Raw genomic sequence first — 17,931 nt, 5'->3', positions numbered from 1 at the left:
GTTGGTTTTAGGTCGTAAAGACGCTGCGGCCCGTCATCGTGGCAGGCGTTTGGATCCCAAAGTCAGCCAGAATCGACGGCGCGATATCGGTCAGCGAAGGATTTGCGGAATGGATCGGTTTGTTGCAGCAGAGGATGCCGGGGACTTCTAGAGCGTCGGCGCAATGATCGGCGCTCCAGGCCGACGTGTTATCAAGCAGGACATCCGGCGTCAGCTCGCCCAGGCAGGTCTCCCACGAGGCCCGATAACCGCGGGCATAGCCGATGATCAGATCAGGCGCCAGCGCGGTCGCATTGCCAGCATAGATTTCGCTGGCCCGATAGACGTTGCGGATGACTTGTTTCCCGTTGAAGTCACGAACGGATTTCAGTCGCGCGATCAATTGTCGCGTCAGCTTTTCCTGCTCTTCGCCGGGTTCCACGATCCCGTCTCGCTCGCGACCTTTGAGGTTCAAATAGAGTCCATTGATGCCCAGACCATAGGCGCGCGTGCGCGACCAATCGGCGTCGGTCAGGATCGACGCGCACTCGCGCGGATTCAAATATCCAAAATCGCGCAGCCAAGAATTGACATTGAACTGGCGGCCAAAATTAGCGAATCCATGATCGCTCATGATGTAGATCGTCGCTTTGTCGCCGTAACGGTCGTAGATATCGCCGATAATTCCATCCAGTCGCTGATACAATTCTTTGACGTACTGAAATCGACTCGCCGCTTCGGGGGACGATCTTGTTGGATGTTGCGGATCTTCGTCGGCGTCCCACCAAAACATGTGCGATTGGAGATCGCTACTGGAGAAGTAGAAGAACAGCAAACCGTCGTCATAGTTTTCGACCGCATACTCAAACAGCGTGAGACGCTCTTCCAGAACGCTGGTCGCTTGGCGCCGGAACTCGTCGTCGTTGAAGACGCCGTTCGATCTCGCTTTGTGATCCTCTTGAAAACCGGTCGTGTAGAACAATCCAAGATCTTGCGAGACATCTTCGATAAAGTTCGACGGCTCCGATAGTTGAACTGCCGGATTTGACGGGTCGACATTGATCGGAGTCACATACAAGCGAAAATTGGGGCCCGATTCTTGTAGAAAGAACCGACAGATCCCGTTGGCATGCTGGCTGGGCAAAGGACGCGGAGTGGAGATGCTGAAATCCAGCTTCGTCCAGCGACTCCATTCGCCCGGTTTTAGCATGATTTTCTGTCCTTGTACTTCCAGGAGAACCGTGCTGGAGGCGCTATCTCGATGCACGTCGACGTCGACTGTAATCGGAGTCGGATGTTTGAGCATGCTGTTTTCAGGACCGATTAGCGTGACGCGAGCCGAGCCGTTTTCAAAGGCGATTTTCGATCGTTTTCCTCCACCTTCATCAAGGCCGCTCGCCGGCGAATCCTCGCTGAAGTATTGATACGTTCCATACGTCCCCTGCATGTCAGGCGTCCCCATTCCGCAGACGCAGCGATGATATCCGTACTGCGACGGACTGGGGGGATAGTTGGACGGCAAGTCGTAAAAGACGGATGTGATTCGCTGTTTGTCGAGAAAATCCCAGAAAGGAACCCCCTGGCGACGCAAGACCGTTTTGGGCGGCTCATGGTTGAACGGCCAAAAGTCTAGTTGCAGACGATGTTCCCCCAATTCGACAAAGCCGTCGCCGGGAAGCGTCTCCGCCGCCGAGTAGAAGGGGACGCACTGATCGTGTGGGTGACGATGGATAAAATCAAAAATCCCGTGCGAACCGGGGCCAGCGCCGTTGATAAAGTTCGCCCATGCGACGGGGCTTTGCGGCGGGCAACTGGTCGCCAAATTGCTGAAGCCGCCGACCGCCGCCATCCGCTTCATGTTCGGCATCTTTCCTGAATTCATGAGGCTGCGACAGAGTCGCGGATCCATTCCGTCCACACCGATCACAATCACTTTTTTGCCGAAGCTGCGCGAGACGCGATTGACCCCGCCCAACCAGTACGACGTGGCGCCAAGCGCGCCGACGCCGGCTGTTGCCGCCGCTCCTTGCAGAATCGCTCGTCGCGAAACGGAGTTGTTAGCGGATTGCGTCATGAGGCCACCTTTTGGGGAGTTTCGATCGGAGCAGGGGTGAACTCGGCGGTTGGAATTTGTGCTTCCTCAAACGTCAGCGGCTCGCCATCCATGTAGTCGGGAATGGGACAGCCGAACAGGTCGAGCACGGTGGGCGCGAGATCGAGTAATCGCGGCGTTTGCGTGCTGATCGCATGATTGCAAAACAGCACGCCTGGCACGACGGCGGGATCGACGCAGTGGTCGCCGCTCCAAGCCTTGGTGTTGTCGTGAAAGATTTCGCGGCTGGTTCGTCCGACCGCTGCGTCCCACGAAACGCGATAACCACTCTCGTAACCGACGATCAGATCGGGGGCGTTCTCTTTGTACGGTCCGCGATAGGCTTTCACCGCTTCGTAGACTCGGCGAACCGCTTTCACATCGGTCTGCGGATCGGTTGCTTGAGCAAGTTGCTGGGCGATTTGTGCACGCAACGCTTCGGCCTCTTCGCCCGGCGCGACCACTCCTTGCTCAAACTTACCGCGTAGATTGATAAAGATGCCGGTCAGTCCGATCGCGAAGGCTTTCGTTCGAGACCAATCGACGCCAGCGAGATAGTCTTCTCCGCGGCGCGCATCATCCACGACCAGATAGCCGTTTTCCTCCAACCAGCGATTGAGATCGACGCCGCGTCGAAAAGTATTGAAACCGTGATCCGACAGGACCATGAGCATGGTGTCGGTCCCTGCACACTTGTCGAGGGTGCGACCGACGAGCTCATCCATGCGAGCGTAAAGGTCTTCGACTGCGTCTTCGAGCACCGGCGGAATGATCGCCGGTCGAGCTGGGTGAGACTTGTCGTGGTATCGCCAGAACATGTGTTGCATTCGATCGACGCCGTCAAAGACGCAGACGCACAGCCCTTGGCGAACCTTGTCTAGGCTGTCGAAGAACATCGTTTCCCGTTCGACATCAATGTCCATGCACTGACGCAGAAAGTGTTCGTCGTTGAGAACTTGCTCGCTCAATCCCCATGTATCTTCCGCTAACCCTAATGTCGCATAGGGACCTTGGCGTTTGGCCAGATAGATCGGATAAACCGCCGGGTAGCCGATCGCCATCGCGGGATGCTCGGGATCAATATTGATCGGCGTGACATAAAGCTCGAAATCCGGTTCGGTGCTTAACAGCATAAATCGACAGACGCCGTGCACCGAAACGGCCCAACTGGCGCGAAACGAAACTTGGATCCAATCGGTGTATTCCCCTTGGGTGAGTCGATGCTTGGCGCCGCCGATGGTTAACCAGGCCGAATTTTTATCGATGATCCGCAGCTGGAACGGCAATTTCAACGCACCCTTGTCACGTGGGTTGCTGCTGGGCGGTCCCAACAGGTGACAATCCAGGCGGTCTCCATGGCGTTGGACGTAATGCACTTCACCGCCGGTCTTGAGCCGGTCTTCACGAGCTTGCGTCGTATATTGCGAGAAGGTTCCTTGCGTTCCCCGCAAGTCAGGCACGCACATCGCGGACAACTGCACCCCGCGAAGTTTTTCGGGCGGAAAAGTAATCGGCACGCGAATGATGGAGTTGAAGACGCCGTAGTCGCTTAGCAGACTCCAAAAGGGCTTGCTCTTACGTAGCATCCTCACATCTGGCTTTGAGTAGTTCCATCGGAGTGGACCAAGCCCGATGCTCTTGCTGGCGGAACGAATTTCTACCGAGCTGAGCTTCGGTTGATAGGTTGTTTCATCCGGCGTTAGAAAATCAAAGATGTTGTGCTTGCCAGGATTCACGCCGGTTTGAAACGTGGACCACGCGACAGGCGAAATCGGCGGCAACGTGCTTCGTAACGATTGGAAGCTCCCCGTTGCTTGGAGCTTGGCGAGATTCGGAAGCTTGCCGGCTGCAAGCATTTGCTGCGTGAGTTTGTGATCCAGACCGTCCAGCCCCAAGATGACGACGCGTTGAAATCGCGGTTTGCGCGGCGGTCGTTTCCGTAGCAGGACTCGCAAGACGCGTCGCAAAGGCCAAAGCAGGACCATCGAGATCGCCGAGACGACGGCGCCAAATACAGCCATAAAAGAGCCTGCCAAAGCGAATCCTGCGCCGGGCCCGATGTACGCGATCAGCGAAAACGAGATCATGCTGATGTGATGGTTCATGATTGGCAAAAAACCGAATGACATGAGACGCTCCCGAGATGCGAAAAAAATGACCCCACGGCACGACGATCGGGGCAACAACCAACGTGCCGCGGGGATCTGGGGATTCGATCACCGCGCACCTAGTTGGAAGGTCGCTGCCCTGGACCGCGTTGGCTTGGCTCACTGGCCGGGGCCATCTCTTCGGTTAACAACTTGCGCGGCGCCAGATCTTTACCAGCAAACGCGGCGTAGTCCATTCCGTAGCGATAGACGCGGAAGACGCCGCCGGGGCCGCCGCCGCGACCACCCGGTCCGCCGCGATCGGGGCGACCTTGTCGATCTCCGCCACGCGGGCGCATTCCGGGAGGGGGACCAAAGCCACCTAGCGGGCCGTTAGCTGGTCCGCCGGCGAATCGTTGTTCCATCTCTTGCAAGGTGGCCTTCTGTTTGTCGGTCCAAACGGCGGCGAGTTGTTGATCAACTTGGCGTTGCAGTTGCTGCAATTCTTCCGTTTGATCCTCGTTGAGATCTAGTCCTGCTAAAACGAAGCGAGGGATCACCTCACCGATCGTCGGCGGTTGAAATCCACGTCGCCCTCCAGGAGCGCCAGGTCCGCCGCCGGGAGCTCGAGGTCCGCCTGGACCAGCGAAGCCAAGCATCGGCGGCTGTTGCAACGATTTGCGCTGGTCGTCTGAAAGGAGGGTTTCTAGCTTGGCGTCAACCTTCGTTTGCAACTTGAGAATCGTCGATTGCTGTTCGTCAGAAATGGCCAAGTCACGTGCGAGAAACTCTGGGACCAGCTGGCCCGGCCGCATTTCTCCAGGCCCACCCATTCCGCCGCCGGGAACTTTGAGCACCCAGACAACTTCGTTATCCGGCGTTACTTCAAAGAGCATCGCTTGGGCGCCGGAGCAAACAAACGTATTGCCGTTGGACAAACGTTGCGCTCCCGAGATCATCATCGAGTAAAAATCGGATTTGGCCGGATCATGGAAGGTCCACTTCGCTTCCGTCGGGCCATAGGCCAAATATTCTTCTTTGTCGTACAGTCCCTGACGGTTGAGCGGCAAGACAATTTGGTCGACGCTGGAATACGCACCATCCTGACGTCCCAGACCGTTGTTAAAAACGAGCATATCGCCGGCGCCGGGAAGTCCATCCGCGATCCAGTGCGCACAATGCTGCGCGAAGAGTCGCTGATCGACGTTCGATCCTGATCGATAGACGCGGGGGTTCCCCCAGCGATAGAGCAAATCGCCGCCGCGGCCGCTCTTGCCGCCGGAATGCGCGGCGGCTTCCTTCGTCGTGGTGCTATGGTCAATGATCCAAACTTCGCTGAACTCATGCACGCTGATCATGATTTGATCCAATTTCTGGTTGTACGCCACCGAGTTGACGTGCATCCAGTCGCCGCCCCTTGGCCCGTGCCCATCGTGACCTGGACGTTGATCGTCGGGCTGCGGATCGCGACCTGATTCTCGCTGCTTTGCTTCCCCGCCGGCCGGCTTGTCTGCGGCCGTTCCGCCGCCGACATAGCCGAGCGAACGGAGTTTTGCGAGCTGGGCGGGATCTTGCATCATGCGGTCCATCATCGCGGTCGAGAAGTTGACGTCGATCAACTCGGGATGTTCAGAAACATCTCCATACCCAGGCTTCAACGGATCGGCGTCCTGCACCAAGTGATCCCAGGCGCGCCATCGCCAAACGATCTCACCGGTCGTTGGGCCGGTTGGCTTAATTTCAAGAATGCAGTCAGGCAAAAGTTGCTCGGTGACGAGCTCGGCGCGGCGGCCCATGGCGAGCGATTCTTCGGCGGTCTTGGGGTCGGAGGCGACGACCAAAACGTTGCCGTTGGGTAACGGGCAGATGTCGTGATGAGGACGCAGCTTGCTTCCTGCAAAGGAGTAGTCCCAAACCAATTCTCCGTCCCAATCAAATTCTTGAATTCGACCGCCGGCGCCTGGTCCGCCAAAGCCGCCGCCGCGCTGCGCGGCGGGGCGAAGTAGGTGACCGTTTTCTAACAGGTAGGCGCTCAATGCCGGCGTGAAATCGCTTTTCCATTGATGGACGACTCGCCCATCCATATCCACGAGATAGGTGCTCGTCGAATTCAACGGAGCGATTAATGAATAGCCGGGAAGCGCCGTCGGCTTGTGGAGCGAGACGCCGTCCCGGGGGGCTTTCAAAGGTGGATCGCTGGTCGTTTCGGCGTTGGCGCCGCGCGATAACAAGGCCAGCACGAGAAGAGTGATGACTGCAGGAGTACGGTAGGCCATGGGAAAAAGCGGCTCCCAGTTTGAGTGACAAGGGGAGAAGAATGACTCACAACCTCCAATGCGAGATTAACGCGTCGATCGTGCCAACGCTTTTGCGAAACTTGGCGCCGCCGAAATCGCCGAACTCTCCGAAATGTCGTTGAATGAGACTCTAGCGATGCAGTTTGAGACGCTGGATGCTACGCTCGGCATGGTGAATGTCCGATCTTAGTAAGTAGACGATCCATGCATTTCAATCTGATGCGTGGGGCTCCATTCGTAACTTCGCAAGATTGAAGCGAGATCCGACATGACAACCATCCAAGGCGCGCAGTCAGCGTCCATCTACAACTTACAGGCGACCGACGGCAGTCAAAAATCTTCCCGTCCAGCGGGGCTGCAACAACAGCTGGGCGACGTTTTAGAATCGGAAGGGCTCAGCTCGGAAGATCAGGCTTCGCTGGAAAACGATCTGGTTGACGCTTTATCGGCGTTGTTTGACTCCAGCGAAGGGCGCCCCGATGCGACCGCGGTCCAACAAACCATTGCCAGCGTGTTCGAAGAGTACGGATTAGATGCCGAGGAATTAGCAGGCCGTCTGGGATCTACCGAAGGTGCGCCTGCTGGTGGAGCGCCAGTCGGCGGGCCGCCGACCGGTGGAAGACCGCCTGGGGGGCCGCGCGGTGGCGGACCACCAGCAGGCGCGACGTCCGAAGAGAGCGCAGACGAGACCGATACGGAATCGACGTTGTTGGAAACTCTTCAGGATCTGCTGGAGCGACTATCCGAAAGTGACGACTCCGAAACGACCAGCAAGATCTCGGACCTGCTGGTATCCGGTTTATTGGGCCTAGACGAAGTCGCCTAGTCCTGCGGCCAGGACGAGAAGAGTAGATCGGATGTCGGCCCGCGCAGATTGCTGCGAAACTGTGCCGGCGAAACGCCAAATCTTCGTCGAAATGCGGAAGTTAACGACTGGATCGAACCATATCCGACACGACGAGCAATGTCCTTCAAGTTGGCGCCGGCCTTGACCAGATCGATGGCAATTTGCATCCGAATCGTGGTTAGCACATCCATGGGAGCTTCGCCGACCACCTCGCGAAATCGGCGCGCAAAGGTCGAGCGAGCCATGCAATTGACGGCCGCCAAGCGTTCGACCGACCAAGGGTATTCCGGCTGTCGCAGCATGGCTGCTAGGATCGGACTGATCGCTTCATCCTGAAACGCTTTCAGCCAGCCAGTCGAGTCAGCTCGCAGCGTCGTTAACTGCTCGCGCAGGATTTCCACAATCACCAAGGTCAGCATCAAGTTGACCACGGCGATCCCTCCTTGCCGATCGCCGATTAGCTCGGGAGTGATCAACGGCAGAATCCGTCCTAAGAGCCCATCATCTCCCCATTCAGCCGCACGAAAGATGCTGTGGGGAACGTTGCAAAGCCCCGGTAAAATCTCGATGCCGCTCGAATGGATCCGGCCTGATAGGATCCGGTTATAGCGCGGTTGCGGCTCTCCGAAGGGACTTTCGGCAGATTCGCCAAACGAGCGCAAGACCTGTCGAACGTTGCGAAAATCGACAATCAGATCGCCTGCGCTGAGAACTGCAGGGGATTGATCTGACAGTTCGACCTGGCAACGTCCCGAGACTACATAGTGAAACATCGGCGCTGCGAGTGTCAGCGTCAGCGGCGCAGCTGGCTGCAGATCCGAAACGTGCGTTACAAGACAACGCATTTTCAGGTGATTGATTAGTGACGCCGTAAGGTCAGGAATCACCTGATTGTCGATTGGATTTGGAGCGGCGCGATCGAAACCCTGGCCTGCAAATTCCTGCATATCTCTCTCGGCTGGTCCGGACAAACGTCAAAAGCGACCGTCGACAGTCAGAGTTCAATGCGAGATTGGGCTAGAAAAGGTGCCAACATTACCTGCGAGCGGGAGAAAGCGTTGGCGCATCGGTCGCGTTGCCGCCCATCAGCAAGGCTCGAGCGTGGGATTCAATCAGCTCGAATCGCCGATCTTGAGCCAACGGTCTGTCGTAGATCTTTTGAAACGCCTCGCGGTGAAGAATATTCATTTCCAAAAAGTCAAACCATGGAATTGTTCCCGATTCGGTTGAATCGACGACCCTATTGTCGAGCCAGCGATCGATAATCTGCTGCGACTTTTCCAAAGCTTCCAACGCCGCGTCGCGGTCGCCTAATTCATGCTGCGCGAGGGCCAAAACGGGCGACGCCAAATCGCTGAGCGGGTGGTCATGCTCGGCGTCGGCAAACTCTTGGAGCAGTTCGATTGCTCGTGCTGGCTGCCCACTGCGGTAGTAGGCCAGGCCGGTGACATAAATACCGATTTCGCGCATCATACCTGGGGGACCGCGAAAGCCGGGAGGTCCTCCGCCCGCAAAGGGCATCGGAAAGTGACCATGGTCTCGCGGGGGAGAAGGATGATCGTCCGCGAAGGGAAGCCCACGCATCCACGGGTGATCTTCCTCGCTTTGTAAAATTGCGTCCATCCGCTTGGTAAGCAAACGCGCTTCGTCGTCGCCCAACGGACGTAGGCAGAGGCCGCGAATATTAAACGCGACTTGGCCATGGTCGTCGGTCGTCGCCAATTGGCTCCGCAGTTCCCGACAGATATTCAAATAAGCGGTTTGATCGTTTGCGTGCAGACAAAGCTGCGGGACTCCCCACCAAGCCGGATTATTTGCAGGGGCTCCTAAAGAAAGCGCCCGAGCGTAGTCCGCCGCCGACGCATTGAAGGCGCCGACGCGAGCGTACAACGAACCTCGGCCAGACCAAGTCAGATAATGCTGCGGCTGCAACTGCGTCGCTCTCGTGTATTGAGCTTGCGCCAACGCCCAACGTTGCTCGTCCGTATTGGCCCGAGCGCTATCCAGCAAAACGTTCGCCTCTTTCAAATGCTCGACCGAAGCGACCGCTTCTTGGCGAAACTTTTCAGTTTCGCGCTGCGCCTGGGTGGCGACGATCGCTTGCCAGGTGCTGATCACCGTGCCGCCGATCAATGACAACAGAATCAGCAGGGTCGATACAAAGGCGACCTTGTTGCGCCGCGCGAATCGCGTCAGACGATACCAATGTGAGGGAGGACGCGCCACCACGGGCTGTTGATCAAGATATCGCTGGACGTCGCGCGCCAAATCCGAGGCCGTTTCGTACCGGCGGCGGCGATCCTTCTCGAGCGCCTTCATCACGATCCAATCAAGATCCCCTCGCAGTTCACTGGCGCGAGAGCGCAGGTTCAGCGCTCTGGGATCGCGGACCATCGCCGCCGCTTGATTACAGGCCGTGAGACGCGCACTGGGGCGCGGCGGGTCTTCTTCGCGAATCATCCGTCGCATCTCGTCAAACGTCGCGGTTTGCAGACGTTTTTGATCGAAAGGCGTTGTTTCTGTCAGCAGTTCGTACAGTAGAACGCCTAACGAATAGATGTCGCTTCGCGTATCGACATCCAGCGCATTCATTTCGGCTTGCTCGGGGCTCATGTACATCGGCGTGCCGATCATCTGGGCGAAGCGAGTATAGATCGTTTTCTCGGTCAAAGGCTCGTTGAGCGCCTTCGCCACGCCAAAATCGATCACCTTGGCGACTGGCGCGACGTCGTGCAGCGTCACCAACACGTTCGACGGTTTCAAGTCGCGATGAATAATCCCTTTTTGATGCGCGTGCTGAACGGCATGGCAAACGTCGACAAACAGTCGCAGACGTCCACCGACCGGCATGCTTTGCTGCTGACAAAACGTGGTGATATGGACGCCGCGCACCAGTTCCATCACAAAGTAAGGCTGATCCGCCGCCGTCGTCCCTGCATCGAAGATGCGCGCGATGTTCGGATGATCCATCATCGCCAAAGCTTGACGCTCGGCTTCAAATCGGGCGACAGAGTCGCGAGACAGCAGACCCGATTTCAACAGTTTGATCGCGACGCGACGGCGGACGGGGACTCTTTGCTCGGCGACGTAAACCTGACCAAATCCCCCTTCGCCCAATTTCTCCAGCAGCAAGTAGTTGTCAATAAATTCGTGCTCCGCCGCATCCGACTCGAGCGCGGGCCCCGAGTTGTCGCTTCCCCAGTTCGCGTTCAAAGCGATCGCCTTCGCGGCCGATTTGACTTGTTGCTGGAGATAGACGCGGTCGTCGGTTTCCTGGTCGAGCACGTTGACCGACCGGTCATGCGCGGCGATCAGCTGTTCGATCGACGCTTGCATGGCCAGATCGCCCTGGCATTGTTGAACGAGAAATTCGGCCCTCTCACGGTCGCTGGAATGCTCCAGCGCCGCTAAAAAGATCGACTTTTCTCGCTCGATGGTCATCGAAACGGCTGATTCTTCACGCAAGGAATTCGAACGGCGAAGAGACGGGCTGGCTCCTGCTGGAACCGTCCAATTAGCAATGCGAAAAGCAGGGAGAGGGAGTGCCAGAAAACATGCCGATCGTCTCAGTTTCGCTCGATTTCTCGCTGCAACCAGGCCCGAGCGAAACTCCAGTGGCGTTTGGCGGTGCGGGGAGAAACCCCCAAAGCAGCGGCCGCCTCGTCTACGGTGAGCCCGCCAAAATAACGTAGCATCACCAGCTTGTAGGAGTCAGGATCGGCGACTTCCAACTTCTGCAGCGCCTCGTCGAGGGCCAGAATTGATTCGCTCTGGTTTTGACGGTCGCCGATCAGGTTGTCGGGCAGTTCTACAATGGCGCGATCGCCTCCCCGCTTGATGCTGGCCCGCCGTCGCGCCTCCTCGATCAGAATGCGACGCATCGCTTCGGCGGCCGCCGCAAAAAAATGGCCACGATTTTCCCAGTTTCCTCCATTCCCGACGAGACGCAAATAGGCTTCGTGCACCAGTGCGGTTGGCTGTAATGTGTGATCGACGACTTCCTGCGCCATCTTGCTGCCGGCCAGCTTCCGCAATTCTTCATAGACGAGCGGCAACAACTGCTCCGCCGCAATCCGCTCTCCTTGATGGAGCGCATTCAGGATCTGAGTTACGTCACTCTTCGTCAAAATGGCGACCGGAAAAAAGAGTTGGGGTACGGAAACTTCGTCGCCTAGGGAGACAAGCGAAGTTTTCTCTGTGAAATTACCAAGCGTCTTATATCTAGGATAATCAGGCCGCGATGAAATTGGCAATTGGAGAGTCCGAATCGCCGCGATCGATAGTAACGACGAATCCTTCATACCCTTAAACTGACCGCTTCGGGGCGCCGCACATCAGGAGTCCATTTTGCCTGCCTTGGGGCCCCAGGGGTCAATTTGTTTCAACCCTTTCGATTTTAGATATCGATAGCAATCTGGCAGATCAAACTGTTGAAGGATGTCGGGCGTCATGGCTGAGAGCGGCCACTCGTAGTCCTCGGCGGCGGCGAGGTCCGTGTACGATGTCAGCGCGTGCTGCAGCGTGACCCGTTTGACGCTGGGGTGGAGAACCGCGGCGAACGTGGACGGGATGGCTCCCCAGCCGTTGGCGATCAGGTGAATCTCTTGATGATCGAATGTATTTAACCAGTTCAACACCGTCAGCACATCGAACGTCCGCTGACGTGGATAAGCGTCGCCGAACATGACTCCATGAATTGCGTAGAGAAAGTCGCAACCGTAGGCGCTGAGGTAGGAGTTCACATCGGCCGTATTGGGCTGTGATTCTCCTACGCCGCGGACATCGAGCGTGTAGACCGGCACGTTTGGATTTTCGCCGATAGTTTGGGCGAGCAACTCATTCTCGCGCAGCTCCGCATCCGCCGAGTGATGTGATACGTACAAGACGGCCTGCTTCGAGCCTTTGGCCGGGCGTGAGAAGTGCCAATCGTCACTGATCCGATAGACGATTGCCTGGACGCCGGGCTCGGACTCAACGGCATAGGACGCAAAATACTTGCGCGGATACTGGCGATCACGCCGATTGCGGAGAATTCGATAGTGCGGGTCGGTGGGCGGATTTCGATCGCCGAGCCAATGTTTTACCAACGTTTTTAGTTCATGAGCAGCGACTTCGCCTCGCTGTTGGGCGAGCGTCTGCGCCTTCTCTCGGGTAAACTGCTGAACCGTCTTTGAGTTCAGCTGACTGACCTGGCCTTCGGGAACGCACCAGAGAGTTTCGTCCTTTTCGATCGTCAAGTCAGGCTCGGCCGGTCCGTTGTCAATTCCGGTCACGCCGTTGAACCAGCCATACATTGCTTCGCGATTCTCTTGCGTGAATCCGTGACGCGTGGGGCCGACAAAAAGTCCAATGTTCTCTTCTTTTCCCAACTTTCCGTACAGACGTTTGAGTCGAACGTAAGCCGCTTCAGCGCCGCGAACGTCGAAGAAATCTTGTTCCTTGGCCAGAATAATCACCGGTTTGGGAGCCAGGGCGGCCAAAAAGTCCTCATGATCGAGTCCCAGCGCGAGCGCGTTGGGAGGACATTGTTCGGTATCGGCGGGCAACTCATTCTCCAGGTTTCGGACGAATGAGGTTACATAACAGGACGGAGCCGACATCGCCCAGCGTGGGTCGATCCCGCTGAGCAACGTGGTCATCGTGCCGCCGCCTGAGTTGCCTGTCACGCCGATCTGCGCCGGGTCGACTTCGTCGCGCGTCAGTAGATAGTCGAGCGCCCGCATGCCGTCCCAGGCGCGCCACATGCTGAACGATTCGCCCACCAAAAACTTTTGATTTCCGGCCAGCAGATGTTCTTGAACCCCGACGCCGACATGCGATTTGAGATGTTCATTGACATACTGAAGTCGCTCTCCTTGTCCGATGGGATCGAAGATCAAGCAGACATAGCCTTTTCTAGCGAGCCCTTGCGAGAACGACTGATAGGCTGCTTCGGCTTTGCCGTTGTGCGAATGTCCGCACGTGCCAACCACCGCGGGACGCGGCCCTTCGATATTCGTGGGGACGTACAGGTTAGACGTGACGAAAAAACCGGGGCGGCTTTCAAAGATCAATTTTTCAATGCGATATCCGTCCCGCTCGATAACTCCCGTGATCTGCGGTTTGAGCGGAGTCCGCTCTGGTTGGGGGCCCAAGCATTCTCGAACGCGTTCTTGGCACGACTTCACATACGCGATGGCGTCTTCCTTGGTTTCAATCGCGTCTAGCCGTGTGATACGTTTGTCGTGAAACGCGCGCATCCGGTCGACGTAGTACTCCTGCATCATCCGGGGAAACCGGTTGAGCGGCGCCATTTCTGTCGGCTGCGGCTGGGCGACAGCTCCGCTGGCCCACCACTGCTGTGCGATCGCTGCTCCTAGGGTGGCGACGGAGGCGGAATGGAGAAACTGACGACGCGATGTCCCGGACGGCATAAACGGCTCCAGAGAAGGAAAGGAGGGAGGGGGAGAGGAATGGAAGGCGGCAGCTAGGTGTGCGAGCGGTGGAAAGGCACGCAATGAATCGAAGCCGCTCCACTGCATCCGCCCATCTTCGATCCTAGTTTACTTCAATACTTCCCGCAATTTGACGATGCCGGACAAATTCTCTTTCCGCGCGATTTCTGCGTCGACGCCGGCGCGAACGGATCAGGCTAGCCATACATCGCGGTTTTCCGCCACAAAGAGATCATCGATCAAATGGGGATAGGCGGCGCGAACGCGATTGATCTCCTCGCGCTGACCGGGCGATAGTCCAACTTGGGGATCGAGACAATGGAGATTGGCCAACAGGCCTTGCTGCTGCAAAACATAGTGAACGCCGGGAATGCAGCCGTGAAAGTCATTTTTGGCGTCAAACAACGCCGCATTGCAATCGGTGACTTGGCCGGCCAGCGTCAATAACTCGGAAGCGACGTCCGGCTGATCCCAGGTCTGCTTGCATTTCTCTAAGAGTTCGACGGCTCTCTTGGTCCAACAGGCCCAATGCCCTAACAGTCCGCCGACAATTCGCAAGCTTTGCAGGCGGTCATTGTTGCGGAACGTATATCTTGTGAGCAGGTCCAGGACGATATTATCATCATTGCCGGTGTACAACACGATCTCGTCACCGCGGCCCGATTCCGCAACGGCCTGGAGGACATCCAGAGTTTTATAGCGGTCGAATGGGGCGATCTTAATTCCAATGAGATTAGGAATCAGGGCCAGACTCCGCCAAAAGTCGACCGACAGTTTTCGTCCCCCTACGGCAGTTTGCAGATAGAATCCAAATATCGGAATCTCATGGGCGATCGCTCGGCAATGTTCGACTAATGCCCGATCATCTAAGTCGGGAAGCGCCGAGAGCGAAATCATTCCGAGATGGTATCCGAGTTCACGCGCCAGCCGCGCTTCTTCGATCGCCTGGCGCGCAGCACCACAGACCCCGGCGATTAACACCGTTTTGCGTCCCTGCTTTTCGTCGCAAGCGCGGATCGTTTCCTGGGCAAGCTCTAGCACCGGTTGCAGCAAGGCATGCTTTGGTTGACGAATTTCAAATTGCGTCGTATGAACTCCCACGGCCAGGCCTTTGGCGCCGGCCGCATGGTAATAGCGGGATAGTCCACGTTGCTTGCGATCATCCAGCTTCAACTGATCGGTTAGCGCCAACGGATGCGCCGGAATTGCGATTCCGGCGCGGAGCGTTTCGACAACCCAATTTGCCGGCATCGGATAGCTCCCATTTTCCAGCGTCGCCTTCTTTTGTGAGGAGGGAAGGCTCGTCAGAGAGGATGCTTTAGAAGACTCCATCACGCACCTCAAAATGGGTGGGCTTGTTGAGTAGCCGACCATTTATATGGATCCAATGCGCCAGCCAGCGAATGATGGTATCGATGGACACGAGGGGTTTTCCCAATACGCGGCAGTATTGAGTTGAGTCGCTCAACAGAGCGTTGGGGGCTTCGGTTCCGGTGAACCGGACCGGCCGATTCAAGAGTCGCCCCAAAGTTTCTGCGACGGATCTTACCGAAACTTTCTCAGGACCTGTCAAATTCATGACGCGCGGCGGAGATTCGGCCAGGGCTAACGACCGCAATATCGCGTCGTTCGCATCCCCTTGCCAAATACAGTTGAGATAGCCTTGCGTCACATTGATCGGCTGTTCTGCAGCGAGTTGAAGGGCGATATCGGTCAACACGCCGTAGCGAAGATCGGTCGCATAGTTCAACCGAATCTGCGTAATGGCCGCGCCCGTTTGACGCGACCAATACTCAAAAATGCGCTCTCGTGCGACTGCGGCGTTGGCATATTCGCCGATGGGGCCCAGCGGCTGCGATTCGGCTGCGCCTTTGCCGGAGGACGGCATCAACGGGTAGACGTTTCCCGTCGACAGAGTGACGAACCTTGCGTTTGGATATCGCTCCATCGCATGTCCAGGAACCAACGTGTTGATCGCCCAAGTCTGCGCCGGGTTACTGCTCGTTCCGAACTTGCAACCGACCAGATAAACAATGTTTTGTGCATCGGGAAGGCGCGCCAGCGAATCGCGGTCGAGCAGGTCAACGCTTTCCGTACGGATGCCTGCCGTCTGCAGCATCTCACGGGAAGCCGGATCAGAAAACCGACTCGCGGCGACGATGCTGGTAGAACATTGAGCCTCATCGATCGCTCTCTGAGCCCGCAGGGCCAAAGAGGGCCCCATTTTTCCACCGGCGCCGAGAATCAACAGGTCCCCGTCCAGGCCGCGCATCATTTCCACCAATTCTGGCGATGGCCTGGTCAGAACCTCGTTCAGTTGCGACTCGTTCTCGATCGTATCGGGGATGGTGTTCCAAAGAGTCATTGGCATGGATGAATTGTTGGCGTATTTCGGGGAGGGGAAATGCAATTTCTTCCGAAGCATTGAAGAGGATCGAATGCGCGTACGAATGTGAATTCGCTATTCCAAATATTCTAGACGTCATCCCAATGGGACGTAGTCCATAAAAGGAACAAATGGGTGCACTTTTGCGACAACCCAGGGGACGAAGCACAACGTTCAGCGACTACCCCTCGTGGGTTGATTTGCGATAGGCGAGGGGAGTGGTTCCGACTCGCGATTGAAACACGCGACTGAAGTAACGGCTATTGGAGAATCCGGCGGCTTGGGCGATATTTTTGATCGACATATCGGTCCGGACCAACAGACGCCGAGACTCTTCGATCTTGATCCGGATCAGTTCGTCTTTTGGCGAACGCCCGAGGGTCGACTTCATGCGTCGCTCAAGAGTCCGCCGCTCCATCCCGGTGGCTTTGGTGATATCAGCCATCCGGATCCCCTGGCAGGCATTCTCGCGAAAGTACCGCAGTACGGCGGCAAACTCTTCGTCTTCGACCGCGAAACTATCCGTCGACCTGCGGGCAATGACGGCCTCCGCCGGAAACAAGACTGGCTCCGAGGGAGCTGGAGCCCCGTTCATCAGCGATTGCAGAAGTTCGGCCGCGTAATAGCCGATGCGTTCCGTATTGATATCGATGCTGCTCAAGGGGGGAGTCGAAAGTCCGCACAGGAATTCGTCATTGTCGACTCCCAATACCGATAGATCATTCGGGACATCCGCTTCGGCGCGACGACATGCGTCTAAGAGTTGTTGCCCGCGACTATCGTTGCAGGCCATGATCGCTACTGGCTTCTCTAATTTTCGAATCCAACGAACGAGTTGTCGCTGATCTTGCTCCCAAGTTCGTGGTTTCGCAATTTTGAGATCTTGCGGAAAAACTTCACAACGATATCCCTTTTGGACCACGAGATCGTGAAACAGCTTGGCGCGCAGATCCATCCAAATAAATTCCCCGGTGGGATATCCGCAAAAAGCGAACCGGGTAAATCCACGATCCAGGAAGTGATCCAGCGCTAGGCTGACGAGAGCGAGATTGTCGACTCCCACGCCAGGCATTTTCAGGTTGGGAACCGCGAAACGCAAGTCAACCGCGGGAACGCCGGTCTTTTGAATCGCCTGCGCCATTCGACGGTCCTCGACTCGCGCTAGGATCCCATCTCCATTCCAATTTGCTAGCCACGTGGGGACCGGTTCGTTGGCGCCACGCGGCTGAAAGTAGATCGACCAAGGCCCATGTTCCCTTTGAAAACGACTAATCCCGCGCAGCAAGCCGCGGCCATACTCTCGCGAGGTCTCGATTAACAGCGCTACCCGTAGTGAACTATTCAAAGAAACGCCTTTCTATTGCGCTCTTGCATTTCGCCAATCCTTTTTACAGTTGATGATTGGAGTGTCGCGACGTTGCCGGAGCTTAGCGGCCTAGGTTACTCTTCGGGAGATTGCTTCGAGTCGATAAACTCAATCAAGGTTAATCAACAATCAGATGCGCAGGAACGTTTCTCCTGCTTCACATCGAGGTTCCCTCATTCGGCCAGCTCCGCCGGTAGTCAACATTCCGCTGGTCCATGAGATAGCAGGATAGTGAGTCAACAGGTTGCAAAGGCAACATGTCTTGTCCCACTTAAACAGGCGCGCCGCTCTGCGGAAGTCCAGAGTCGCTTTCTTGATTTCCCCTCCCATCGGACGAGATCCTCGTTTTGCGCCCCTTTTTTATTGCCGGTCAGGCGCTGTTATGGGCGAATATTTCTTGTCTATCCCGAATCCAGCCTTCTACAATGGCGTCATCGTCGCGG

The 17,931-nt window shown here is 56.7% G+C and carries 11 protein-coding genes; 1 reads left to right on the top strand and 10 read right to left on the bottom strand.

The window, feature by feature from the left end; all coding sequences use genetic code 11:
• Positions 1 to 7: 7 nt before the first annotated feature.
• The 3 genes from DSM3645_RS15890 to DSM3645_RS28455 form a co-directional block, all read right to left on the bottom strand.
• Positions 8 to 2,053 (bottom strand): alkaline phosphatase family protein, encoded by a 2,046-nt coding sequence (locus DSM3645_RS15890; protein ID WP_002653250.1) that lies wholly within the window; start codon positions 2,051 to 2,053, stop codon positions 8 to 10.
• Positions 2,050 to 4,200 (bottom strand): alkaline phosphatase family protein, encoded by a 2,151-nt coding sequence (locus DSM3645_RS15885; RefSeq protein WP_002653249.1) that lies wholly within the window; start codon positions 4,198 to 4,200, stop codon positions 2,050 to 2,052. The genes DSM3645_RS15890 and DSM3645_RS15885 overlap by 4 nt, the downstream gene beginning before the upstream one ends.
• A gap of 98 nt (positions 4,201 to 4,298) precedes the next feature.
• Entirely contained in the window at positions 4,299 to 6,434 is a 2,136-nt protein-coding gene (locus tag DSM3645_RS28455) for an aryl-sulfate sulfotransferase (protein ID WP_050769400.1), read from the bottom strand.
• 289 nt (positions 6,435 to 6,723) lie between these two features.
• On the opposite strand from DSM3645_RS28455, the gene DSM3645_RS30945 reads away from it, so the two are divergent.
• On the top strand, positions 6,724 to 7,281 hold the full coding sequence (locus tag DSM3645_RS30945; protein WP_002653247.1) for a hypothetical protein: 558 nt from the start codon (positions 6,724 to 6,726) through the stop codon (positions 7,279 to 7,281).
• Here DSM3645_RS30945 and DSM3645_RS28450 read toward each other — a convergent pair.
• The 7 genes from DSM3645_RS28450 to DSM3645_RS15835 form a co-directional block, all read right to left on the bottom strand.
• Positions 7,278 to 8,249, bottom strand: a complete 972-nt coding sequence (locus DSM3645_RS28450) for a helix-turn-helix domain-containing protein (protein WP_002653246.1) — start codon at positions 8,247 to 8,249, stop codon at positions 7,278 to 7,280. The genes DSM3645_RS30945 and DSM3645_RS28450 overlap by 4 nt on opposite strands.
• Before the next feature lie 88 nt (positions 8,250 to 8,337).
• Positions 8,338 to 10,743 carry a serine/threonine protein kinase gene (locus DSM3645_RS15860; protein ID WP_131282622.1) on the bottom strand — a complete coding sequence of 802 codons (2,406 nt, stop codon included), beginning with the start codon at positions 10,741 to 10,743 and terminating at the stop codon, positions 8,338 to 8,340.
• Positions 10,744 to 10,868: 125 nt separating this feature from the next.
• Positions 10,869 to 11,429, bottom strand: a complete 561-nt coding sequence (locus DSM3645_RS15855) for an ECF-type sigma factor (RefSeq protein WP_002653244.1) — start codon at positions 11,427 to 11,429, stop codon at positions 10,869 to 10,871.
• A gap of 207 nt (positions 11,430 to 11,636) precedes the next feature.
• On the bottom strand, positions 11,637 to 13,715 hold the full coding sequence (locus DSM3645_RS15850; protein WP_002653243.1) for an alpha/beta hydrolase: 2,079 nt from the start codon (positions 13,713 to 13,715) through the stop codon (positions 11,637 to 11,639).
• A gap of 213 nt (positions 13,716 to 13,928) precedes the next feature.
• On the bottom strand, positions 13,929 to 15,068 hold the full coding sequence (locus DSM3645_RS15845; RefSeq protein ID WP_237564827.1) for a dihydrodipicolinate synthase family protein: 1,140 nt from the start codon (positions 15,066 to 15,068) through the stop codon (positions 13,929 to 13,931).
• Complete coding sequence (locus DSM3645_RS15840) at positions 15,055 to 16,107, bottom strand: NAD-dependent epimerase/dehydratase family protein (protein WP_116344418.1); 1,053 nt, start codon at positions 16,105 to 16,107, stop codon at positions 15,055 to 15,057. Before DSM3645_RS15840 ends, DSM3645_RS15845 begins: the two co-directional genes overlap by 14 nt.
• Before the next feature lie 196 nt (positions 16,108 to 16,303).
• Positions 16,304 to 17,467 (bottom strand): AraC family transcriptional regulator, encoded by a 1,164-nt coding sequence (locus tag DSM3645_RS15835; RefSeq protein ID WP_002653240.1) that lies wholly within the window; start codon positions 17,465 to 17,467, stop codon positions 16,304 to 16,306.
• Between the last annotated feature and the right edge of the window lie 464 nt (positions 17,468 to 17,931).

It is taken from the genome of Blastopirellula marina DSM 3645, from assembly GCF_000153105.1.
In the GTDB taxonomy this organism is placed as follows: Bacteria; Planctomycetota; Planctomycetia; order Pirellulales; family Pirellulaceae; genus Blastopirellula; species Blastopirellula marina.
This window is presented reverse-complemented; position numbering and strand designations above follow the sequence as displayed.

Coding starts and splice junctions, on each gene's coding strand:
- DSM3645_RS15890 (WP_002653250.1), bottom strand. CDS start 2,053: ATGACGCAATCCGCTAACAACTCCGTTTCGCGACGAGCGATTCTGCAA.
- DSM3645_RS15885 (WP_002653249.1), bottom strand. CDS start 4,200: ATGTCATTCGGTTTTTTGCCAATCATGAACCATCACATCAGCATGATC.
- DSM3645_RS28455 (WP_050769400.1), bottom strand. CDS start 6,434: ATGGCCTACCGTACTCCTGCAGTCATCACTCTTCTCGTGCTGGCCTTG.
- DSM3645_RS30945 (WP_002653247.1), top strand. CDS start 6,724: ATGACAACCATCCAAGGCGCGCAGTCAGCGTCCATCTACAACTTACAG.
- DSM3645_RS28450 (WP_002653246.1), bottom strand. CDS start 8,249: ATGCAGGAATTTGCAGGCCAGGGTTTCGATCGCGCCGCTCCAAATCCA.
- DSM3645_RS15860 (WP_131282622.1), bottom strand. CDS start 10,743: ATGACCATCGAGCGAGAAAAGTCGATCTTTTTAGCGGCGCTGGAGCAT.
- DSM3645_RS15850 (WP_002653243.1), bottom strand. CDS start 13,715: ATGCCGTCCGGGACATCGCGTCGTCAGTTTCTCCATTCCGCCTCCGTC.
- DSM3645_RS15845 (WP_237564827.1), bottom strand. CDS start 15,068: ATGGAGTCTTCTAAAGCATCCTCTCTGACGAGCCTTCCCTCCTCACAA.
- DSM3645_RS15840 (WP_116344418.1), bottom strand. CDS start 16,107: ATGCCAATGACTCTTTGGAACACCATCCCCGATACGATCGAGAACGAG.